The organism is Georgenia phoenicis (assembly GCF_047302425.1).
GTDB lineage: Bacteria > Actinomycetota > Actinomycetes > Actinomycetales > Actinomycetaceae > Oceanitalea.
The window spans coordinates 1,232,038-1,254,931 of the sequence record NZ_CP154855.1 but is presented as its reverse complement, the minus strand read 5'-3'; the positions used below and the strand labels follow the sequence as shown (position 1 = coordinate 1,254,931).

The following is a 22,894-nucleotide window of genomic DNA, read 5'->3' as shown; positions in this document are numbered from 1 at the left end:
CCACCACCCGGCACGGGGCGGTGGGAGGACCCGAGACCGGCGCGCGTGAGCCGGCCTTGGCGCGTGTCAGCCGGTCTTGCGGCGGTACATCGCGGCGGCACCGGCGTAGGCGGCGACGAGGATCCCGAGGAGCCAGGCCAGCGCCACCCAGATGTCCGAGCCCACCGGATCCCCGGCGAAGAGCGAACGGACCGTGTCGACGATCGCTGTCACCGGCTGGTTCTCGGCGAACCACGCGACCGGGCCGGGCATCGTGTCCGTCGGGACGAAGGCCGAGCTGATGAACGGCAGGAAGATGAGCGGGTAGCTGAAGGCGCTGGCGCCGTCGACCGTCCGCGCGGCCAGTCCGGCGATCACCGCGACCCAGGTGAGGGCCAGGGTGAAGAGGGCGAGGATCCCGACGACGGCGAGCCACTCGCCCACCGACGCCCCCGTCCGGAAGCCCATGAGCAGCGCGACGCCGATGACGATCGCCACCGAGGCCAGGTTCGCGACCACCGAGGTGAGCACGTGCGCCCACAGCACGCTCGAGCGGGCGATCGGCATGGTCCGGAAGCGCTCGACGATGCCGCCCTGCATGTCGAGGAACAGCCGGTAGGACGTGTAGGCGATGCCCGACGCGATCGTGATGAGCAGGATGCCCGGGAGCAGGTAGTCGACGTACGAGCCGCCGCCGCCCGTGTCGATCGCCCCGCCCAGCACGTAGACGAACAGGAGCATGAGCGCGATCGGGGTGACCGCCGTCGTGATGATCGTGTCGGGACTGCGGAGGATGTGACGCAGCGACCGCCCGGTGAGGACGCCGGTGTCGCCGAGGACGTGCGTGGTCATGACAGCTCCCTTCCTGCGGGCGCGGAACCGCCGGTTCCCCCGACGAGGGCGAGGAAGACCTCCTCGAGGGTGGGCTGCTTCTCGACGTACTCGACGGTCGCCGAGGGCAGCAGCCGCTTGAGCTCGGCGAGGGTGCCGTCCTGGATGATCGTGCCCTCGTGGAGGATCGCGATCCGGTCGGCGAGCTGCTCGGCCTCGTCGAGGTACTGGGTGGTGAGGAGCACCGTGGTCCCGCCGTCGGCGAGCTGCTTGACGGTCCGCCACACCTCGACGCGCGCCTGCGGGTCCAGCCCGGTGGTCGGCTCGTCGAGGAAGATGACGGGCGGGTCTCCGACGAGGCTCATCGCGATGTCGAGCCGGCGCCGCATGCCGCCGGAGTAGTCCCCCGCCCGGCGCCCGCCCGCCTCCGTGAGGGAGAAGCGGGCGAGCATGTCGTCGGCGACGGCGTCCGGGTCCGGCAGGTGGCGTAGCCGCGCGACGAGCACGAGGTTCTCGCGGCCGGTGAGCACCTCGTCGACGGCGGCGAACTGGCCGGTGAGGCTGATCGACTCCCGCACGCGGCCGGGAGCGTCGGCGACGTCGTGGCCGTGGACGCTCGCCGTGCCGGCGTCGGCCCGGAGCAGCGTCGAGAGGATCCGCACGAGCGTCGTCTTGCCGGCGCCGTTCGAGCCGAGGAGCGCGTGGATGGTGCCCGGCGCGACCTCGAGGTCCACGCCGCGGAGCACCTCCAGCTCACCGAAGGACTTCCGCACACCCCGCACCCGGACGGCCGGCGTGCGGGTGGCCGTCGCGCTCACTCGTCCCTCACCGCCCCACCGTCACCCGCAGCAGCGTCGATCGCCGTCGTGAGACGCTCGCGCTCCTTGGCCTGCCACTCCTTGCCGCCGTAGGCCCGCGCGAAGGACTCGGCGAAGTCCACCGGGTCCTCCCCGACGATGGCCCGCACCGGGGTGCCGTCCACCGCCGCCCGCTCCCACAGGTCGGCGAGGTCGGTGACCATCGTGATGAGGACGTCACCGTCGGTCACCCCGCCGGTCTGCAGGACGTACCGGTGCATGGCCCGGGCTGCTGCCCGGTAGGGCTCGGGGAGCCCGTCGATGCGCGCCATGTCCGCGCGGTACTGCTTCTTCTGCTCGAGCGATCCGGTGATCGCCTCGATCCACTTTCCCACCATCGTCATGCCCTTTCGTCGTCGTTGTCGTCAAGCTGGTCGATGCGCTCGGCGAGGAACCTCCACGTCCGCCAGAACTCGGCGAGCCGCTCCTCCCCCTGCGCGTTGAGCGTGTACACCTTGCGCGGCGGGCCCTTCTCGGACGGGACCTTCTCCACGTCCACGAGCCCGCGCTGCTCGATGCGGACGAGCAGGGCGTAGACCGTGCCCTCCGCGATGTCCGCGAAGCCCCGGTCCCGCAGGCTCGCGGTGATCTCGTACCCGTACGCCGCCCGCTCGCCGAGGATCGCGAGGACGATCCCCTCGAGAGTCCCCTTGAGCATCTCCGTCATCTGACTCGCCACGGGGCACCGCCTCTACTTAGTGACATCAGGTACCGGTACAAAGTAGCGCTAGGTACCGGTACTTGGCAACACTGAATACCGAGGACTTTTCGTACCCTGTGTCGATGCCAGCCGCGTTCACCCCGCCGCCCGCCTTCACCACCCGCCCCACGCTCCGGGGAACCTTCGGGATGACGGCGACGACGCACTGGATCGCGACGGCGACCGCCCAGTCCGTCCTCGAGCGCGGCGGCAACGCCTTCGACGCCGCGGCGGCCGCGGGCTTCGTCCTCCATGTCGTCGAGCCGCACCTCAACGGCCCGGGCGGCGACATGCCGGCCATCTTCGTCACCGCCGACGCCCCCGGGGACCCGGTCGTCCTCATGGGCCAGGGCCCTGCGCCGGCCGGCGCCACTCGCGAGCACTTCCGCGGGCTCGGGCTCGAGCTCGTCCCCGGGGCGGGCGCGCTCGCCGCGGCGGTGCCCGGCGCCGTCGACGCCTGGCTCGTCCTCCTGCGCGACCACGGCACCTGGGAGCTCGCCGACGTCCTCGCCCCCGCCATCGGCTACGCCCGCGACGGCCACCCGGTCCTGCCCGCCGTGTGCCGCACGATCGCCCAGGTGCGCGACCTCTTCACCGAGCACTGGACAACCTCGGCGGACCAGTGGCTGCCGGACGGGCGCGTGCCGGAGCCGGGTGAGCTCGTCCGCAACGAGGCCTACGCGCGCACCCTCGAGCGGCTCGCCGCCGCCGGGTCCGGGGACCGCGTGGCCCGCATCGAGGCGGCCCGGACCGCCTGGCGCGAGGGCTTCGTCGCCGAGGCGGCCGCCGCCTTCGCCACGGTCCCGCACCGCCACTCCGGCGGCGGGACCTACCCGGGCGTCATCACGGTCGAGGACTTCGCCTCCTTCTCCGCCGGCTACGAACCGGCGACGACGGCGCAGTTTCGCGGCCACACGGTCGCCAAGACCGGCGCCTGGGGCCAGGGCCCGGCACTCCTCCAGATGCTCACCCTCCTCGACGGCCTGGACGACGAGCGGCTCGACCCGTCCACCGCCGTCGGCGCCCACACCGTCCTCGAGGTCCTCAAGCTCGCCCTCGCCGACCGGGACGCCTACTACGGCGACGATGACGCGGCCGCCGCCGCGCTGGAGCACCTCCTCTCCGCGGACTACGCGGCCGAAAGACGGGCCCTCGTCGGTGAGACCGCGAGCGCCGAGATCCGCCCCGGCCGCGTGGCCGGCAGGGAGCCCTTCGCCGTGCCGCTGCGCGAGTCCTACACCCCGGCCCCGCCGGGGACCGGTGAGCCCACGGTCTCGCGGGCCGGCGTCGTGCGCGGGGACACCTGCCACATCGACGTCGTCGACCGCTGGGGCAACATAATCTCCGCGACGCCGTCGGGCGGCTGGCTGCAGTCCTCCCCGACGATCCCGGAGCTCGGCTTCTGCCTGGGCACGCGGCTGCAGATGATGTGGCTGGAGGAGGGAGCGGCGTCGTCCCTCGAGCCGGGTCGGCGGCCGCGGACGACGCTCAGCCCCACGCTCGTGCTGCGCGACGGGCAGGCGGTGGCGGCGCTCGGCTCACCGGGCGGCGACCAGCAGGACCAGTGGCAGCTGCTCTACCTGCTGCGCACGATCGTCGGCGGCTGGGACCCGCAGCAGGCGATCGACGCGCCGATGCTCCATACGCGGTCGATGCCCGACTCCTTCTGGCCGCGCACCTGGGCGCCGGGCAGCGCCGTCGTCGAGGACCGGCTGGGCGAGGACGTCATCGCCGAGCTCGAGCGGCGCGGCCACCGCGTGACGCGCGCCGGGGACTGGGCGCTCGGGCGGATCTCGGTGGTGACCTGCGACCCCGCCACGGGTGTGCTCGGGGCGGCGGCGAACCCGCGCGGCATGCAGGGCTACGCGGCCGGCCGCTAGGAGCCGCGGCTCAGTCGGTCTCCAGCGCCCAGGCCGTCACGGACACCGTGCCACCGGTGATGTCGGTGTCCGCCTCGACGACCTGCCGCCGGGCACCGTGGTGGCCCGCGACGTGCAGCTGGTCGGCCGGCTCCACCGCCGACGCCGCCGGGGTGCGCCAGCCCAGGACGGTCACCGCCCGCTCGCCGGGCCGCAGCTCGACGCGGTGCGCGCCCGGGTCCTCGACCACCGTGTGCCCGCCGTGGTCGACCTCCACGTCCAGTGCTCCGGTGAGGCTGTGGCCGAAGGCGACGTCGGGGTAGCCCTCGAGCACACAGGGAGCGTCGGCCACGTTCGTCACGCGGACGGGCAGCGCCCGCACCCCGAGCGCGGCCTCCACCTCACCGGCGGTGACCTCGAGCTGGCCGCTCGTGCACCACAGCGGGTCCACCTGTCACTCCCCCGGCGCCACCTCGGGCACGGGCGTGCCGGTGGCCTCGGGCTCCGGCTCGGGCTCGGTCGCAGCCGCCGCCGCCCGGGCCGCGTCGGCGGCCGGCACGGCCACCACGGCGCCCACCGCGGCGGCGAGGAGGACGAGCGCACCGGCGCCCGCGAGGCCGGCCCGCGAGCGCGGCGCGCCGTCGTCGGTGTCGAGGGCGCGGGCGAGCAGCGCGGGCAGCCAGCCCCAGACCATGCCCCAGTGCGCCGCCGTGAGGAGGTAGGTGCCCGCGAGCGAGGACGGTCGTTGACCCGCGGCGAGCGCGTCGACCACCGTCGCGACGAAGGGCACCGCCGAGGTCACCCCGGCGGCGAGGACGGCGCACATCCAGTAGGCGGCGAGCGTCGTGAGGGCGGGTGCCTCCCGCCGTCGGACCCGGACGAGGGCGAGCCCGGCGCTGTAGCCGCCCACGAGGGTGAGGGCGGAGAGGACCGCGAGGACCAGCGGCCAGGGCGCGGGCGCCGTGAGCTGGGTGATCGGGACGGTCTCGGGCGCGAGGAGGTCGAGGACCTCGAGAAGGAGCCCGGACCGGCTGCGGCTCAGCCACTCGATCCAGGCGCTGGCCAGCCAGAGGCCGGCCGCGAGGAGGGCGGGGAGACCGGCCCGGAGAAGTCGCACGGCAGGAGGCTAGTGCCTGCCGGACACCTCCCGGGCCGGTCTGGGTGCCGGGAGCCGACCCGCGACTCCCGGCACCGAGCCGGTCAGAGCTTGGCGGGACCGGCGGCCAGGGCGTCGGCCTCGGCCTGGGCGTGACGCTCGGAGCGCAGCTGCTCGAGCACCTGACGCTCGGGCGCCTCGGCGGCCGGCGCCTCGAGCTGCATCTGCATGCGCATCTGCGCCTGCTCGGCGAACTGGCCCTGGAGCTCGCCGCGGATGCGGTTGTCGCTCTGGGCGACCGAGCCGTTGCCGGTGCCGGAGAGGTTGCCGCGGATGATGTTGTCCGAGACCTGGACGTGGCCGGCGGTGCCGGCGATCGTCACGTTGCCACCCCACACGCTCGTGCCGAGGTCGCACTCGCCGAGGGCGCCACCGGCGCCCAGCTGCACACCCTCGCCGTTGCTGGCGAAGGTCGCGTGGCCGTCCACCTCGCTGCCGCAGACGAGGGCACCGAAGTCAGCACCCGTGACGGTGAGCGCACCGCCGACGACGGTGTCGAGGATGTCGGTGTACTGGGTGTCGCTCGACTCGACCGCCCGGTTGACGACCGTGCTCTCCAGCAGCACGGAGCCGCCGGTGGCCAGGACCCGGCCGGAGAAGTCGGACTCGAAGGTCCAGAGGAAGCCCTCGGGGTTGACGTTGGCGTTGGCCGTGTAGGCGTTCGCGTTCGTGTAGTCGAGGTAGACGCCGAAGGCGCCGCGGTTGACGACGTTGCCCGTGACGGTGGACTCGGCGAGGTCGAGGTAGCCCTCGTCCTGGACGGTGACGTTGCCGTTGACCGTGAGGCCGGTCGCGACGAGATCGGCACCGGCGGCAACCCGCACGTTGCCGTTGATGACCGTGTCCTCGAGCGAGCAGGCGTCGCCCGCGCCGACGACGAGGTCACCGGGAACGGTGACCCCACCGGCGTGGCCGTCGCAGAAGGTGGTCAGGGCCGCCTGGGCGGGGCCGACCGCGCCGAAGCCGGCGAGCGCCAGTCCCCCGATGAGGACCGTGGTCATTCTCTTACGCATGGTTTCTCCTTGTGCGGTGACATGTCCCCGGCACAGCGACGACGGCGTCGGCGGCCTGCGCGCGAGGCGGTGGATGGCGAGGGCAGCACCGGCTCAGGGCTGTGCGAGGCGGGACGCCGGTGCCTGCGCGCTGCCCGGCACCGGGCACGGCGCGGCCGGTGCGCGCACCGGTCTGCGCCACGAGCACGCCTGTCGTGACCCCATCTGTCACTCCTGCCCTCTGGACGACATCACTGTCGGGGCAACCCCCAGGAGGGAGTCAATCGCCTCCGGCGCGAACTGGCAAGCCCCTTCGGAAGATTCATGTGCAGAAGTTGGCGCACACATTGCCCGACAGCGACCAGTTCGTAATTGACGTTTCATCTTTTGCTTGACGCGCGCCAGAAGTGCGCTCTACTGTCAGGGCGTTTGGTGATATGCCTCACGCCTCGGTAGTCGCAACGACGCGCGGAAGGAACCGCGCGTCGTCGTCGGGGGGTCCTGCCGGCGAGGTGCGCACGACCGAGGTGTCTGTCGAGACGACGGGAGCCTCCACATGACAGACACGTCCGTACCGCGCGCCGACGCCGGTCTCTCACGCCGCAGCGTCCTCGCCGGTGCCGCCGCCGCGATGTTCGTCCCGGCCACGGTGGCCGCGCTCGGGTCGACGGCGGCCGCCGCGCCACCGGCCGCCGCGCCACCGGCCGGCGCGGCCACCCGCGCGGCAGCTGCGGCCACCGCGGCCGGCACCGTCCACAGGGTGACGATGTACGTCGAGGACCTCGGCGGCGGGCAGACCGGCTACGGCCTGGAGCCCGGCAAGGCGACGATCCCCGGGCCGGTCCTCGAGATGTACGAGGGCGACACGATGGAGATCACCCTGGTCAACACGACCGACCGGGACGTGTCCATCCACCCCCACGGGGTGCTCTACGACGTCAACTCCGACGGCTCGCCCTTCAACAACTCCTACAACCGCCCCGGCGAGACGCGCACCTACGTCTGGCGCACCACCGGGGAGCGGGCGATGGGCCGCTGGACCCGTCCCGGCACCGCCGGCTACTGGCACTACCACGACCACGCCATGGGCACGCCGCACGGCACCGCGGGAGTCGCCGCGGGGCTCTACGGGGCGCTGATCGTCCGCCGCCGGGGCGACATCCTGCCCGACCGCCAGTTCACGGTGGTCTTCAACGGGATGCTCGTCAACAACAAGATCGCCCCGCACACGCCGATGTTCGAGGCGAACCACGGCGAGACCGTCGAGTTCATCTGCATCGGCCACGGCGACATGTTCCACACCTTCCACCTGCACGCCCACCGCTGGGCCAACAACCGCACCGGCTACCTCGAGGGGCCCCGCGACCCCAGCCAGATCATCGACAACCGCGACCTCAACGGCGGCGACTCCTTCGGCTTCCAGGTGGTCGCCGGGGAGGACGTCGGCCCCGGAGCGTGGATGTACCACTGCCACGTCCAGTTCCACTCCGACGCCGGAATGTCCGGCATCTTCCTCGTCCGCAACGCGGACGGGAGCATGCCGCCCGGCGCCCAGGAGTCCATCGACTGGTTCCACAACCACGAAGGAGGCGGCCACCACTAGCAGCACGCGGCCCGGCACTGCCGCCGGGCCGTCCTCGTCCGTCACACAGGGGGAGAATTGACCATCACACAGCCAGGCCCGTCCAGAGGACGGGTGCAGCGACTCCGGAAGGCCGGGGTCCTCAGCGCGAGCACGGCGCTCATGCTCACGATGTCCGCCGGCCCCGCGCTCGCCGCGGGCAGCGGGAGCGCGCCGTCCGCCGTCGCCACGAACCGCGCCGCCGAGGCGGCCGGGGACGTCGACGTCCTCGTCTTCCACGGGGACCCCCAGGCCCAGGAGGACCCGGTCCGCGAGGCCGCCGCCGCGATCGAGGAGCTCGGCGCCGAGAACGGCTTCGGGGTCACCGTCACGAGCGACCCCGCCACCTTCACCGAGGAGACCCTCGACGCCTACCGCGGCGTCGTCTTCCTCTCCGCGGAGGGCACCGAGCTCGACGCCGCCCAGGAGAGCGCCCTGCAGGACTTCGTCGGCGACGGCGGAGGCTTCCTCGGCGTGCGGGACGCCGTCACCGCCCAGCCCGAGTCCCAGTGGTTCACCGGGCTCCTCGGCGCCCGGGAGGCGGGCGCCCGCCCCACCCCGGAGGAGGTTGCCACCATCTCGGCGACCGGGGACCAGCCGAACAACGAGCGCGCCATCAACCTCATCGACGACGACTCCGCCACCAAGTGGCTCTCCTTCGCGCGCACCGCGACCATCACCCTCGAGCTCGTCGAGCCCGCCGTCGTGACGAACTACGTCATGACCTCGGCCAACGACTTCGCCGGCCGCGACCCGGCCACGTGGACGCTGCGCGGCTCCACCGACGGCGAGACGTGGGTGGACCTCGACACCCGCAGCGACGACTTCCCCCAGCGCTTCCAGCGCAAGACGTACACGATCGACAACGACGTCGCCTACCAGCACTTCCAGCTGGACATCACGGCCAACAAGGGCGAGTCCGCGACCCAGCTCGCGGACTTCCTGCTGTTCACCGACGAGTCGATCGACCCGCCCGAGGTCGAGATCCCGGTGAACGAGGCGACCGTCAACGTCGTCGACCGTCAGCACCCGGCCAACGAGGGCCTGCCGCTCAACTGGACCCGCTCGGACAAGTGGCTCAACTGGGACACCAACCCGATCGGCGAGGTCCACACCGTGGCCCAGGTCCAGGAGTGGGACTACGACGCCGGCGACACCGCCAACGGCCCGTTCCACCCGATCTCCTGGTGCCGCGACTACGACGGCGGCCGCTCCTTCTACGCCGGCATGGGCGGCACCGCCGAGAGCTGGGCCGAGGACGAGTTCCGCAGCCACGTGCTCGGCGCGATCCAGTGGTCCGCCGGCCTCGTGCGCGGCGACTGCCAGGCCACGATCGGCGACAACTACGAGATCGAGCGCCTGACGACGACGAACACGCCCGGCACCCTCGACCAGATCGGCGAGCCGCACGGCCTGACGATCACCGACGACGGCACCGTCTTCTACGTCGGCCGCGGCGCCTGCCCGACCGGCCCGATCCCCTCGTGGGACCAGGAGAACGTGGGCCTGGGCTGCGGCAGCATCCACCAGTACGACCCCGAGACCGGCGAGGTCACCCTCCTCACCGTGCTCGACGTCTTCGGCAACCGCGGTGGCGGCGGCGAGCTGGTGAAGTCCGAGGAGGGCCTGTTCGGCATCGAGCCGGACCCGAACTTCGCGGAGAACAACTGGCTCTACGTCTACTGGATGCCCTACGAGTCCATCGACACCGAGGACCGCATCGGCATGCGCACCGTCTCGCGCTTCACCTACGACCCCGAGGGCCCGAGCATCGACCTCGACTCGCGGGTGGACCTGCTCGAGTGGGAGACGCAGATCCACAGCTGCTGCCACGCGGGTGGTGGCCTGGCCTTCGACGACGCGGGGAACCTGTACATCTCGACCGGTGACTCGAACTCCTCGCAGGGCTCGGACGGCTACTCCGGGAACAACTGGACCCAGGACTACAAGGGCGTCTCGTTCCAGGACGCCCGCCGCACGTCGGGCAACACCAACGACCTCAACGGCAAGATCCTGCGGATCCACCCCGAGGACGACGGCACGTACACGATCCCCGAGGGCAACCTCTTCACCGGGGACGAGGGCAACGGGGACCAGGCACGCCCGGAGATCTACGTCATGGGCGTGCGCAACCCCTCGCGCATCCAGATCGACGCGGACACCGACTGGCTGACCGCCGCGTGGGTGGGCCCGGACGCCTTCTCGCCCAGCCCCGAGCTCGGCCCGGCCAAGTACGAGCACGCCACGATCATCACCTCGGCGGGCAACCAGGGCTGGCCCTACTGCATGGGTGACCGCCAGCCGTACCGCGACCGGAGCAACGAGGACGCCAGCGTCCTCACCGACTGGTACGACTGCGACAACCTGCAGAACACCTCGCCGCGCAACACCGGCCTGGTGGACATCCCCGACGCCCGGGACAACATGATCTGGTACTCCCCCGGCGGCGGTGGCCCGGTCTTCCCGCGCGACGAGAACGGCATCCCCAGCTACGAGGAGGACGAGGTCACCTACACCCAGCCCTACCTGCGCGGTGGCGGCCAGGCCGTCATGTCCGGCCCGACCTACCGCCTGTCCCAGGTGGACGAGGGCAGCGACATCGCCTGGCCGGAGTACTGGGAGGGCAAGTGGCTCATCGGTGACCAGTCCAACTCCAACAACCGGGTGGCCATCACGGCCGACCCGGAGGGCGTGGACGAGGCGGCGCCCCCGGCCTTCGCCGAGGACCTGCGCCACATCATCCGCGCGGGCGGCGGCGGTGACCAGCTGCAGAGCTGGATGGACGCCGAGTTCGGCCCCGACGGTGCGCTCTACCTCCTGGACTACGGCAGCGGCTTCTTCACGCTGCACGAGAACCAGAAGCTCATCCGCATCGCCTACACCGGTGGCCCGGCGACCCCGGCGCCCACCGCGACCGCGGCGAGCGTCCAGAGCGACCCACTGACCGTCCAGTTCACCGGCTCGCGCTCCGGCGGCGTGTCGTGGCACTGGGACTTCGGGGACGGCACGACGTCCACCGAGGCCGACCCGCGGCACACTTACGACCGGATCGACGACTACACCGCCACCCTCACCGTCACCTACGCGGACGGCACGACGGAGACGGTGGAGACCGCCGTCGTCATCGAGTGCGCCGTCCCGGACGCGCGGGAGACGGTGTGGATCGGTGACGTCGACACGGGCGTCGCGAACGACGACCTCGGGGGCTGCACCATCGCCGACCTCATCAACGACGAGGGCGAGTGGGAGACCCACGGCGCGTTCATCCGCCACGTCAACGAGCTGGTCCGCCAGCTCAAGAACGACGGCGTCATCACCGGCCGCGAGGGCGCCCAGCTGAGCAGCGGGGCCACCCGCTCCGAGGTCGGGCGTCCGGGGCACACCGGGTACCGCTGGCTCTTCGACGGGACGTCCGCGTCCCTCGAGGACTGGCGCCAGGCACCCGGCGGGAGCTTCGAGCTGCTGCCGGGCGGGTCGATCCTGTCCCGCGGCGGCCTGGGGATGCTGTGGTACGAGGCCGAGGAGTTCTCCGACTTCTCCCTCAAGCTGCAGTTCCGCGACGTGTCCCAGGGCGACGCCTACGCCAACAGCGGCGTGTTCGTCCGCTTCCCCGACCCGACGGCTGCCGAGCAGCCCGAGTGCGGGGAGGGCCAGTCCGAGGCCTGGGTCGCGATCTCCTGCGGCCACGAGATCCAGCTCTACGACGGTCCCTCCGGTGAGCCCCAGAAGACGGGGTCGGTGTACAACTTCGCGCCGAACACCCTCGAGGAGGCCGGCGTGACCGAGAAGGGCGTGTGGAACGACTACGAGATCCGCGTGGTCGGCCAGCAGTACACGATCCTGCGCAACGGCGAGGTCATCAACGAGTGGGAGAACACGCCGGGGCAGGAGTCCTCGCGCGCGGGCGACCCGCCCACCGACCTGCGCCAGTTCGCCAGCGGCTTCATCGGCCTGCAGAACCACGGCAACAACGACCTCATGGAGTTCCGCAACGTGCGTGTGCGGGACCTGTCCTAGGTCGTCCCGGCCGGTGCGGCGGGCACGTCCCGCCGCACCGGCCACCCCCAGCAACCAGAAGGTGCACCCATGTCCCAGCTCGCCTCCCCGCCCCGTCCCCGGACGCAGCGCCGCCCGGGGGTCCTGCGCCGCGTCGTCGTCGCGCTCCTCGCGGCGCTGACCGGCCTCACCCTCGTCCCCTCCGCCGCCGGCGCCGCCGACCAGACGCTCACCTGGACCGCCGGCAACAGCGTCACCGAGTACCTCACCTTCCCCGAGACCGCCGTCGCCGGGACGGCGACGATCATCTTCGAGAACAGCCGGGCCACCGGGAACACGACCGGTATGCCCCACACCCTGACCTTCGACACCTCGACCCCGGGCTACAACCACGACGTCGACCTCAACATCGTCGCCAACCCCTTCGACGCGAACGGCGGCTACTACGAGGCCGAGGTGACGCTCACGCCCGGCACCTACCGCTACTTCTGCGCCATCCCGGGCCACGGCCCGATGTGGGGCGAGCTCGTCGTCACCGGCGACGGCGGTGAGCCGGACCCCGACACCACCGCACCCACCGTCTCCGCCGAGGTGAGCGGTGAGCAGGACGACGACGGCGCGTACGTCGGGTCCGCGACCGTCACCGTCACCGCCACCGACGAGGACGGCGGCTCCGGCGTCGACACCGTCGAGTACTCCCTCGACGGGGGCGAGTTCGCCGCGTACACCGAGCCGCTCGCCGTCGCCGAACCCGGTGAGCACACCGTGCACGTGCGGGCCACCGACGTCGCCGGCAACACCGGCGAGGGCAGCGTGTCCTTCACCGTGGTCGAGCCCGACGTCGAGCCCGAGCCCGACACCACCGCACCCACCGTCACCGCCGAGGTGAGCGGTGAGCAGGACGACGACGGCGCGTACGTCGGGTCCGCGACCGTCACCGTCACCGCCACCGACGAGGACGGCGGCTCCGGCGTCGACACCGTCGAGTACTCCCTCGACGGGGGCGAGTTCGCCGCGTACACCGAGCCGCTCGTCGTCTCCGAGCCCGGTGAGCACACGGTCGACGTGCGGGCCACCGACGTCGCCGGCAACACCGGCGAGGGCAGCGTCAGCTTCACCGTCGCGGAGGAGGTCGTCGAGCCCGAGCCCGACACCACTGCACCCGAGGTCGCGGCCGGGGTCAGCGGTGAGCAGGACGAGGACGGCGCCTACGTCGGCTCTGCCACCGTGACGATCAACGCCTCCGACGAGGAGGGCGGCTCCGGCCTCGGTATGGTCGAGTACTCCCTCGACGGCGCGGCGTTCACGCACTACCACGAGCCGTTCACGGTCTCCGAGCCCGGCGAGCACACGGTCGACTACCGGGCGAGCGACGTCGCCGGGAACGTCGGCGAGGGCTCGGTGACCTTCACGGTCGTCGAGGCGGACGTCGAGCCCGAGCCGGACACCACCGCCCCGGAGCTGACCGTCGAGGTCACCGGTCAGCAGGACGAGGACGGCGCCTACGTCGGCTCCGCGACCGTGCTGATCACCGCCACCGACGAGGAGGGCGGCTCCGGCGTCGCGAGCGTCGAGTACTCCCTCGACGGGGCCGAGTTCACCTCCTACGCCGAGCCGGTCGTCGTCAGCGAGCCGGGGGCGCACACGGTCGACTACCGGGCCACCGACGTCGCCGGCAACACCGCCGAGGGCTCGGTGAGCTTCACCGTGGCCGAGGAGGTCGTCGAGCCCGAGCCGGACGTGACGGCCCCCGAGGTCTCCGCCACGGTCGTCGGCGAGCAGGACGGGGACGGCGCCTACGTCGGCTCCGCCGCCGTCAGCATCACCGCGACCGACGAGGAAGGCGGCTCCGGCGTCGACATCGTCGAGTACTCCCTCGACGGTGGTGACTTCCTGGCCTACACCGAGCCGGTCGTCGTGACCGAGCCGGGGGCGCACACGGTCGACTACCGGGCCACCGACGTCGCCGGCAACACCGCCGAGGGCTCGGTGACCTTCACCGTCGTCGAGGCCGACGAGCCGGAGCCGGGCGAGTGCACCGACACCCGCGAGACCGTCGTCATCGACGGGCTCGACACCGGCGTCGCTAACGCCAACGCCGAGGGCGGCTGCCTCAACGACCTGATCGACGAGGAAGGCGAGTACGCCACGCACGGCGAGTTCGTCCGCCACGTCGGGGACGTCCTGCGCCCGCTCGCCGCGGACGGCGTGCTGACGGTCCGGGAGGTCGGCGCGATCCTCCGCGCCGCCGCCACCTCGACCATCGGCCGCTAGCCAGGAACGCCCAAGAACGCCGAGAGCCGGATTCTCCACGGAGAGTCCGGCTCTCGGCGTCGGGAGGGTGCTGTCCAGGCACGCGCTCCCCCACCCCCTTGCGCCGACAGCTGGATGATCCGGGCGGAATCCGGCTCTCGGCGTCGGGAGGGTGCTGTCCAGGCACGCGCTCCCCCACCCCCTTGCGCCGACAGCTGGATTCTCCGGGCGGAATCCAGCTCTCGGCGTCGGGAGGGGGTCAGCTCCCGGTGGAGCCGCGCTCGATGATGCGGTAGGGCATCTCGAGGAGCTCCGTCGGGCGCTCGGGGTCGGCGATCCGCGCGACGAGGCGCGCGACGGCCGCCTCCGCGATCGAGCGCCGTCCGGCGTCGACGGTCGTGAGCGACGGCGTCGCGTACCGGGCCTCGTCGATGTCGTCCCAGCCGATGACGGCGACGTCGCCGGGCACGTCGATCCCCCGCGTCTTGAGCTCGTGGAGCGCACCCAGGGCGAGCGCGTCGTTGAGCGCGAGGACGGCGTCGGGCCGGGCGCCGGCGTCGAGCACCTGCGCCATCGCCCGCGCACCGGTGTCCCGGTGCCAGAAGGTCGCCTCGCCCTGGAGGCGCGGGTCCGGCTCGAGCCCCGCCTCCTCGAGCGCGGCGAGGTAGCCCTGGAGCCGCAGCGCCGCCGAGCCGACGACCTCCCCGGGGTGGACGCCGAGCACCGCGACCCGCCGCCGCCCCCGCTCGAGGAGGAAGGCGGTGGCGGCGCGCGCGGCGGCGACGTTCTGCATCGTCACGTGGTCGAAGCGCGGGGAGAAGATCCGCTCACCGAGGAGGACGAGCGGGAGGTCGTCGGGCAGCTCCGGCTCGTGCTCCTGCGTCAGCCCGAGCGGGCTGAAGAGGAGCCCGTCGCCCATCCGGAAGCTGTCGCGCAGCACCTCGCGCTCGCGCTCGACGTCCGCGCCGGTGCGCTCGATGAGCACCCGCAGCCCGCGGTCCTCCGCGGCGTCGATGATCTCGTCGGCCAGCTCGGCGAAGTACGGCAGGGCGAGCTCGGGCACCGCCAGGCTGATGAGGCCCGTGCGGCCGCGGCGCAGGTTGCGCGCGGACGTGTTGAGGCGGTACCCGAGCCGGTCGACGGCCTCCAGCACCCGGTCCCGCGTCGCCGGGCGGATGTAGGGGTAGTCGTTGAGGACGTTGGAGACGGTCTTGACCGACACCCCGGCGAGGTCGGCGACGTCGCGCATCGTGACCGCCATGCGCCTCCCCGAGTGCCTCTGCCCACGGTGATCCACGCGATCACACGTCAACGAGGAACATACTCCAGGAGGCCGGGGCCAGCTGGGAGACCAGGACCCCGTCCTCCACGCTCGCCGCCTGCGGGCGCAGGGTCACGCGCTCCGGGTCCTCCTGGGTGTTGGCCGCGGTGGGGTCGGGGTCGTGCAGCGTGCCGGCCTCGACCGTCCCCGCCTCGCCGAAGGAGCCGAGCGGGACCCGCAGCTCCATCGGCTCCTCGTGGTTGCGGTTGACGACGAAGACGGCGAGCCGGCCGCCGTCGGCGTCGTAGGTGGCGACGGCGTCGAGGGTCGGGACCTCCCCGTGCTGCGCCGTCGTCATCGTCGGGGAGGTGACGTGCGGACGCAGCACCTGGCCGCGGGCGTGCCGCGCCATCTGCGCGAAGGGGTGGAAGATCGACTGCCTCCACGCGGGCCCGCCCGGCTCGGAACGGATCGGCGCGATCGTGTTGACGAGCTGCGCCTGGCACGCGGAGGTCACGCGGTCGCTGTGCCGCAGCAGCGTGATGAGCAGCGAGCCGACGACGACGGCGTCGGTCACCGTGTAGGCCTCCTCGCTCAGGCGGGGTGCCTGGGTCCACTCCGCCGGGACGGCGAGCTCCTGCTGGTACCAGACGTTCCACTCGTCGAAGGAGATGTTGATCCGCTTGCTCGAGCTCCGCTTGGCGCCGACGTGGTCGGCGGTGGCGACGACGTCGGTGATGAACCTGTCCATGTTGGCGGCGGAGGCGAGGAAGCTCGCGTAGTCGTCCCCGCGCAGCTGGTAGTAGGCGTGCGCGGAGATGTAGTCGACGACGTCGTAGGAGTGCTCGAGGACGGTCGCCTCCCAGGCACCGAAGGTCGGCATGTCGCGCGAGGAGCTGCCGCAGGCGACGAGCTCGAGGTTCGGGTCGAACTGCCGCATCGCGCGGGCGGTCTCGGCGGCCAGGCGGCCGTACTCCTCCGCCGTCTTGTGGCCGAGCTGCCAGGGGCCGTCCATCTCGTTGCCCAGGCACCACATGCGCACGTCGTGCGGCTGCTCGGCCCCGTGCGAGATCCGCAGGTCCGACAGCTGCGTGCCCGAGGGGTGGTTGGCGTACTCGAGCAGCTCGATGGCCTCCGCGATCCCGCGGGTGCCGAGGTTGACGGCCATCATCGGCTCGACGCCCGCCGCCTTCGCCCAGGCCATGAACTCGTTGAGACCGAACTCGTTGGTCTCCACCGAGCGCCAGGCGTAGTCCAGGCGGGTCGGGCGCTCCGGGCCCACGCCGTCCTCCCAGCGGTAGCCGGAGACGAAGTTGCCGCCCGGGTAGCGCACCGTCGTCACGCCCATCTCGCGCACGAGCTCGAGGACGTCCTGCCGGAATCCCTGGGCGTCGGCCCGCGGGTGGCCCGGCTCGTAGATGCCGGTGTAGACGCAGCGGCCCATGTGCTCGACGAAGGAGCCGAAGGTCCGGGGGCTGACGGGGGCGACGTGGACCTCGGGGTTGAGCACGACGGATGACTGGAGCATGGGTGTCCTCTCGGAGGGGTGACGGTGGTGCGGTGGTGCGGAGCGGGGGTGGGGGTGCGGCGGTCTACTTCACGCTCCCCAGGGACAGGCCACCCTGCCAGTACCGCTGCAGGGTGAGGAAGGACAGCACGAGCGGGATGACCGAGACGAAGGCACCGGTGACGATGAGGTTCCACACCTGCTCCCCGCCGGCACCGGCGTTGGACAGCGCCTGCCAGCGGTTGAGGCCCACGGTCACCGGCAGCAGGTTCGGGTCCTGGAGCATCGCGAGCGGGAGGAAGAAGTTGTTCCACGTCGCGACGATGCACAGGAGCAGCACGGTGATGACGGCCGGGCGCAGCAGCGGCAGGACGACCTGGAAGAAGACCCGCAGCTCCCCCGCGCCGTCGACGCGGGCGGCGTCGATCGTCTCGTCCGGGACGGCGTCCTGCGTGTAGACCCGGATGAGGTAGACCCCGATGGGGCTGAGCAGCGAGGGCAGGATGACGGCCCAGCGCGTGTTGACGATCCCGATCTCGGTGAAGAGCACGAAGGTCGGGATGACGAGGGCGGTGAGCGGCACCATGACCGAGCCGAGCACCATGGCGAAGAACAGGCCGCGGCCGCGGAAGCGGTACTTGGCCAGGCCGTAGCCGGCGAGCGTCGCGAGGACGGTGGCGCCGATGCCGCCGGTGAGGGCGTAGAGGAAGGAGTTGCCGAACCAGCGCCAGTAGATGCCGCCGTTGTGGGTGCCGAGGTCGGTGAGGTTCTGGACCAGGCTCATGTCCTCGCCGAACCACAGCGGCGAGCCGCTGAAGAGCCCGGCGTTGCTCTTCGTGCTGCCGGCGACGAGCCACCACAGCGGCAGTACGAAGTAGCAGGCGAGGACGAGGAGCAGCACGTGGGAGCCGATGTGGCGCTGACGCGGGCCGCGCGGGCCCTGGCGGGACCCTGCCCGCTGTTCCTGCAGCTGGATGGTCATCACTTCAGTCCGCTCTGCCGACGGGTGAGGAACATGAACGCGTAGGAACCGACGAACACGACGGCGCCGAGGGCGAAGGAGATCGTCGACGCGTAGTTGAACTGGTTGAAGGAGAAGGCGAGCGAGAAGGCGTACATGTTCGGCGTGTACGACGACGGGATCGCCCCCTGGGCGGCCGAGCGCAGGATGTGCGGCTCGGTGAAGAACTGCAGGGTCCCGATGAGGGAGAACACGACGACGAGCACGAGCGTCGCCGACACCATGGGCACCTTGATCCGCAGCGCCGTCTGGAACCCGCTGGCGCCGTCGATCCGGGCCGCCTCGTGGATCGAGGGGTCGATGCCCCGCAGCGCCGCGAAGATGATGATCATGTAGTAGCCGGTCCACTGCCAGGTCACGATGTTGACGAGGCTGGCGAAGATCATGTTGCTCGCCAGGAAGTCCGGCGCCGTCGCCCCGAAGAGCGAGAACAGGTCCTGCGCCGGCCCGAAGCGCGGGCTGTAGAGGAAGCTCCACATGAGCGCCCCGATCATCCCCGGGATCGCGTAGGGCACGAAGATGAGCAGCCGGCTGAGCTTCGCCAGCCGCGTCGCCAGGACGTCGAGCAGCAGGGCCGCGACGAGCGCGAGACCGATCTGGATCGGCACCATGACGACGACGAAGGCCAGCACCCGGACGACGCCCTCGAGGAAGATCGGGTCGGTGAAGGCCGTGACGTAGTTCGCCAGGCCGGTGAAGGACTCCCCGCCGGCGAGCGTCGAGGAGTGCAGGCTCATCCAGAACGCGTAGGCGAGCGGGATGACCATGAACCCGAGGAACACGAGCGCGAAGGGGGCGATGTAGAGCCACCCCCACCGCTGGCGCTTGCGCTCCACCGTGCTTCCCGTGGCCGCGCCCCCGCGTCTGTCGCGTGCGGGCGCGGCCACGGGACGTGCTGACGTCTCCGTGCTCATCGCAGCCTCTCCCTGCTGTCCGGCACTCGGCTCACTGGACCTCGAAGGCCTGGCTCGTCGCGTATCCGGTGATCGACTCGTGGAAGGCCCGGAGCGTCGAGGCGGGGTCGCTCTCGCCCTGGACCATCGCGAAGACGTGCTGGGTCTGCTGGTCGTAGACGTAGGGCTGGAAGGGCGCGAAGGTGAAGCCCGTGTAGTCGGCGGCAGCGGGGAGGAAGACCTCCCGGTTGATCTGCTGGCCGTCGAAGAAGGGGTACTCGAGGTCGACGAAGTAGTCCGACTCGAGGATGGGGCGCCACAGCGGGAAGAGCGCGGCCTCCTCGATGCCGATCTCCCAGGCCTCCTCGGTGCCGAAGATCCCCATGGCGACCTCGGCAGCGAGCTCGGGGTTGGCGGCCTGTGAGGTCACCGCGAAGGTCGAGCCGCCCCAGTTGACCTGCACCGGGTTGGCCGGGTCCCACTGCGGCATGGGCGCGGCGCGCCACACGGCGTCCTCGTCCGCGTCGGACAGGCCGCCGAGGTAGCCCGGGCCCCAGGCGGCGGCGAGGTAGGTGGCGTAGCTGCCGTCGACGAGCTTGGTGTTGTAGTCGGTGGTGAAGGCGTCGTCGGTCGCGACGAGGCCCTCCTGGACCAGCCCGTTCCAGTACTCGAGGACCTCCAGCGCCTCCGGGGTGTCGATGTCGATGCCGATCTCGGTGGGCGCGGCGGAGTCGTAGGTGAAGGGCTGCCAGCCGTTCTGCGCGAACAGGGCGTGGAGCAGCGCGCCGCCGTTGGGCGGGAAGTCGGCGATGACACCGTCGAAGCCGCCCTCCTGGAGAGCGCGGGCGGCGGCCTCGAACTCCTCCCACGTCGTCGGGACCGGGATGCCGTACTCGTCGAAGATGTCCTGCCGGTAGAGCATGCCCATGGGGCCGCCGTCGACGGGGATGGCGTAGATCGCGTCGCCGCTCTTGACGTCGGACCACGCGCCCTCGGTGTACTCCTCCTCGAGCTCGGCGGCGCCGTACTCGGCGAGGTCGACGAGCCCGTCGCGGATGGTGAAGCTGGACAGCACCTCGGCCTCGAGCATGATGACGTCCGGCGCGCCGCTGCCCGCCTCGATGGCCTGGGAGAACTTCGTGTACTCGTCGGCGCCCTGGCCGGCGTTGGTCCAGCAGATCTGGACGTCGTCGTGCGTTTCGTTGAACAGGTCGACGACCTGCTCGAAGGCCGGGTACCAGGCCCAGACGGTGACCTGCTCGACGTCGGTCTTCGGGATCTCGTTGGAGCAGGTGGCCTCGCCGGCGCTGTCGCTGCCGCCCTCGCCGCCACCTCCGCAGGCGGCGAGCAGCATCGCCGTCGCGGTCAGTCCGGCGGCCGCGGCCACCCCACGCCGCGCGGTGCGCGGTCCTCGAGCTGACATGGAAATCCTCCTTGATTCCGAGTTCTACATCGTTGCCTACATCGATGTAGAAAGCAGTTCTACCGGTGCCCGAGACCCCCGTCAACCCCCTCCCCGGCACCTCCCGGTCGCCGACAGCACAGTTACCGCCGACAGCTCACTTACCGCCGACAGCACAGTTACCGCCGACAGCTCACTTACCGCCGACAGCCGAGTTGTCCACAGGCGGCCTCCCCTGCGCCGCACGAGAAACCCGTCGGTGGGACGCTTCGCGGGAGTGATTGGGGGGCTCATGACAAAGACGACCCACCGCCGGGCCGGCCTGCTGCTCGCCGTCGTCGTGCTTCTCAGCGGCTGTGACGGCGCCCCTGAGGAGCGCCCGCCCACCCTCGAGGAGCGTGTCTCCTTCGAGGAGGTGGCAATGCCGGAGGCCCTGGTCAGCAGCTCGCGCCGAGTGAGCCAGTGGTCGGTCGTCCCGCAGTCCGGCGACCTCCCGCGGCTCGCAGTCACGACGGTCGCCCACGGCCAGGCCGCCGAGGCGGACGTCGGCGTCTGGCAGGCCACCGGCGTCACGCCTCTCTCGGAGCAGAGCGAGGTCGCGGTCCAGGGCGACGTCGCCTCGGCGCAGGTCGCCACGGACGGCACGCTCACCGCGATCGCCGGCAGCACCGCCGTCGACGGCGTGCCGCGCACCTATCTCCTCACCTCCTCCGACCGCACCACATGGCAAGCGGTCGAGCTCGGCGAGGAGGCAGCCGCCATCGCCGCCTCGCACGTCGCGGTGAGCGACGGCCGCGTCTATCTCCTCGGCGCCGGCGCGACGGCGCGCGTGCCGCGCGTGGCCGTGCTCGACACCAGCACCGGGGACACCACCGTCACCGCTCTGCCCGCCCCCGCGGAGGGTGAGACGCTCGCCGTCTCCGGGCTCGCCGCCGTCGAGGACCGGGTCCTCGCGGTCACGGCTGTCGGGCCGAGTGGCAACTTCACCGCACCGCGCGCGCACGTGTCGGAGGACGGGTCCTTCGAGACCGTCGAGATGGGCCCGGACACCTTCGCGATCAACGGCGTCGTCGCGGCGGGCGACACCTTCGTCGCCACCGGCTCGGTGCGGACTGCCGGGTACACGAAGCCTGCGTCCTGGTCGTCGGCGGACGGGCGCGCGTGGTCCGTCGACGACATCGTCTCCCTGTGGGAGTGGGACCCCGACGGGTGGGCCAACGAGCGCGCGGACGTGTGGTTCACCGCGCCCACCTACGACCCGGGGAGCAACACCGTCGCCGCCGCCATGCGCAACGCTGCCTCGCTCAGGGGCGCGGTGGCGCTGCGCGACCCGGACGGCACCTGGGACGGCGTCATGTACTCCACGTCCCGCGGTTTCAGCCCGAACCTCAAGGCCATGCAGCTCGGGGACCACACCGCACTGCTCACCACCTTCAACGGCGGATCGGCCGAGGAGATTGTCGCGAATCTCGAGGAGGTCACGTCCCGGACCGAGCTCGTCTCCTACGCGACCGAGCCCGACGGCTTCGTCGTCGCGAACCTCGCCGACGGGCTCGGGCTCATGGCCACCACCACCGTCCACGTCGACGGGCCGGAGTGGTGGCGGATCACGACGACGAGCGCCCCCTACACCTACTCGGACGCCGACGGCCTCGTCGCGTCCGCGTGGGGCCCCGACGGGCTGCCCGAGGAGTCCGACCCGATCGTCGCCACGGATCCTCACTCCGGGCGCACCGTGCTCGTCACCGACCACTGGTCCGATGACCAGTTCGGCACCGCGACCTGGAGCCGGGACGACGCCGGCACCTGGGCGCAGGGGCAGACGATCAGCGCAGACTCGGGGAAGCTGCCCACCGCGCTGGCCGCCACGGAGGACGGCTGGCTCCTCGCCCTCGAGACCGAACATGCACCCTCCGGCGCCCTCACCCGGCGGGCGGAGATCTGGGCGTCGCCCGACGGCGCCGAGTGGACGAGGCAGGAGGGCGAGCTGACTCCTCCCGAGGGGCGGGGCTCGGTGGTCCACGGCATCTGTGACTCGGCACTCGGCCCGGTCGCGGTCGGGTCCGTGGACGACGCGGAGGGCCGCTCCCGCGCCACCGCCTGGCGGGAGGTCGACGGCGCGTGGGCGCCGTCCTCGCTGCCGGACACGACCGGGTCCTGGTTCGGGGACTGCGTCGGCCAGGACGGCGCCGTCACGATCTTCGGCGGCGACGGCGTGGTCTCCCGCTCGTGGAGGTCGACGGACCTGACCACGTTCGAGGACCTCGACGCGCTCGACGAGGGGCTGCACCGGTCGGCGGTGGTGGCGGTGACCGGCGGGTGGGCCGCGGGCGGGACGGCACGGACCGAGACGTACGTCGGGCCGGTGCTGTGGCTGTCGGCGGACGCGCGCGACTGGTCATGGGTGCCGCTTCCGGTCTCGACGTCGAGCGGCGCCGCTCCCGTCGTCGCCCAGTCCGGCGACGACCTGCTCGTGCTGCACCCGGGACTGCTCCGCGCGTGGCGGGTGCCGGACGTCGCCGGCCTCCTCGCGCCGCCGGGGTGAGCGGGCGCTCAGTCCCGGAGA

The 22,894-nt window shown here is 71.9% G+C and carries 17 protein-coding genes; 5 read left to right on the top strand and 12 right to left on the bottom strand.

Features of this window, described 5'->3' with window-relative positions; genetic code table 11:
* Positions 1–66 precede the first annotated feature (66 nt).
* The 4 genes from AA0005_RS06005 to AA0005_RS05990 are packed head-to-tail and all read right to left on the bottom strand — an operon-like array spanning position 67 to position 2,346.
* Positions 67–831 (bottom strand): ABC transporter permease, encoded by a 765-nt coding sequence (locus AA0005_RS06005; RefSeq protein ID WP_413452502.1) that lies wholly within the window; start codon positions 829–831, stop codon positions 67–69.
* Positions 828–1,628 (bottom strand): ABC transporter ATP-binding protein, encoded by an 801-nt coding sequence (locus AA0005_RS06000; protein ID WP_413452501.1) that lies wholly within the window; start codon positions 1,626–1,628, stop codon positions 828–830. Before AA0005_RS06000 ends, AA0005_RS06005 begins: the two co-directional genes overlap by 4 nt.
* Positions 1,625–2,005 carry a DUF1048 domain-containing protein gene (locus tag AA0005_RS05995; protein WP_413453066.1) on the bottom strand — a complete coding sequence of 127 codons (381 nt, stop codon included), beginning with the start codon at positions 2,003–2,005 and terminating at the stop codon, positions 1,625–1,627. The genes AA0005_RS06000 and AA0005_RS05995 overlap by 4 nt, the downstream gene beginning before the upstream one ends.
* A 2-nt stretch (positions 2,006–2,007) precedes the next feature.
* Entirely contained in the window at positions 2,008–2,346 is a 339-nt protein-coding gene (locus AA0005_RS05990) for a PadR family transcriptional regulator (RefSeq protein ID WP_413452500.1), read from the bottom strand.
* 104 nt (positions 2,347–2,450) lie between these two features.
* Between AA0005_RS05990 and AA0005_RS05985 the strand changes: the two genes are divergently transcribed.
* On the top strand, positions 2,451–4,247 hold the full coding sequence (locus tag AA0005_RS05985; RefSeq protein WP_413452499.1) for a gamma-glutamyltransferase family protein: 1,797 nt from the start codon (positions 2,451–2,453) through the stop codon (positions 4,245–4,247).
* A gap of 10 nt (positions 4,248–4,257) precedes the next feature.
* Here AA0005_RS05985 and AA0005_RS05980 read toward each other — a convergent pair whose 3' ends face one another.
* The 3 genes from AA0005_RS05980 to AA0005_RS05970 all read right to left on the bottom strand — a co-directional run bounded on the left by AA0005_RS05980 (position 4,258) and on the right by AA0005_RS05970 (position 6,395).
* Positions 4,258–4,677 carry a DUF4232 domain-containing protein gene (locus tag AA0005_RS05980; protein ID WP_413452498.1) on the bottom strand — a complete coding sequence of 140 codons (420 nt, stop codon included), beginning with the start codon at positions 4,675–4,677 and terminating at the stop codon, positions 4,258–4,260.
* A 3-nt stretch (positions 4,678–4,680) separates the two neighbouring features.
* Complete coding sequence (locus AA0005_RS05975) at positions 4,681–5,343, bottom strand: hypothetical protein (protein WP_413452497.1); 663 nt, start codon at positions 5,341–5,343, stop codon at positions 4,681–4,683.
* 83 nt (positions 5,344–5,426) lie between these two features.
* Complete coding sequence (locus AA0005_RS05970) at positions 5,427–6,395, bottom strand: hypothetical protein (RefSeq protein ID WP_413452496.1); 969 nt, start codon at positions 6,393–6,395, stop codon at positions 5,427–5,429.
* A gap of 535 nt (positions 6,396–6,930) precedes the next feature.
* On the opposite strand from AA0005_RS05970, the gene AA0005_RS05965 reads away from it, so the two are divergent.
* The 3 genes from AA0005_RS05965 (at position 6,931) to AA0005_RS05955 (ending at position 14,265) form a co-directional block, all read left to right on the top strand.
* Positions 6,931–7,977, top strand: coding sequence for a multicopper oxidase domain-containing protein (locus AA0005_RS05965; RefSeq protein ID WP_413452495.1), 1,047 nt, complete (start codon positions 6,931–6,933; stop codon positions 7,975–7,977).
* Between the two features lie 93 nt (positions 7,978–8,070).
* Positions 8,071–12,012 carry a ThuA domain-containing protein gene (locus AA0005_RS05960; RefSeq protein WP_413452494.1) on the top strand — a complete coding sequence of 1,314 codons (3,942 nt, stop codon included), beginning with the start codon at positions 8,071–8,073 and terminating at the stop codon, positions 12,010–12,012.
* A 69-nt stretch (positions 12,013–12,081) separates the two neighbouring features.
* Positions 12,082–14,265: an OmpL47-type beta-barrel domain-containing protein gene (locus tag AA0005_RS05955; RefSeq protein ID WP_413452493.1), complete on the top strand. Its 2,184-nt coding sequence runs from the start codon at positions 12,082–12,084 to the stop codon at positions 14,263–14,265.
* 238 nt (positions 14,266–14,503) lie between these two features.
* Here the strand turns inward: AA0005_RS05955 and AA0005_RS05950 are convergent, their stop codons facing one another.
* From AA0005_RS05950 to AA0005_RS05930, 5 genes are all read right to left on the bottom strand, one after another.
* On the bottom strand, positions 14,504–15,505 hold the full coding sequence (locus AA0005_RS05950; protein WP_413452492.1) for a LacI family DNA-binding transcriptional regulator: 1,002 nt from the start codon (positions 15,503–15,505) through the stop codon (positions 14,504–14,506).
* Between the two features lie 40 nt (positions 15,506–15,545).
* Positions 15,546–17,033, bottom strand: coding sequence for an alpha-N-arabinofuranosidase (locus tag AA0005_RS05945; RefSeq protein WP_413452491.1), 1,488 nt, complete (start codon positions 17,031–17,033; stop codon positions 15,546–15,548).
* A 64-nt stretch (positions 17,034–17,097) separates the two neighbouring features.
* Entirely contained in the window at positions 17,098–17,994 is an 897-nt protein-coding gene (locus AA0005_RS05940; RefSeq protein WP_413452490.1) for a carbohydrate ABC transporter permease, read from the bottom strand.
* Entirely contained in the window at positions 17,994–18,947 is a 954-nt protein-coding gene (locus tag AA0005_RS05935; RefSeq protein WP_413452489.1) for a carbohydrate ABC transporter permease, read from the bottom strand. Before AA0005_RS05935 ends, AA0005_RS05940 begins: the two co-directional genes overlap by 1 nt.
* A 31-nt stretch (positions 18,948–18,978) precedes the next feature.
* A complete protein-coding gene (locus AA0005_RS05930; RefSeq protein ID WP_413452488.1) occupies positions 18,979–20,349 on the bottom strand; it encodes an ABC transporter substrate-binding protein in 1,371 nt (456 codons plus the stop codon).
* 271 nt (positions 20,350–20,620) lie between these two features.
* Between AA0005_RS05930 and AA0005_RS05925 the strand changes: the two genes are divergently transcribed.
* Positions 20,621–22,873 carry a hypothetical protein gene (locus tag AA0005_RS05925; RefSeq protein WP_413452487.1) on the top strand — a complete coding sequence of 751 codons (2,253 nt, stop codon included), beginning with the start codon at positions 20,621–20,623 and terminating at the stop codon, positions 22,871–22,873.
* Positions 22,874–22,894 lie beyond the last annotated feature (21 nt).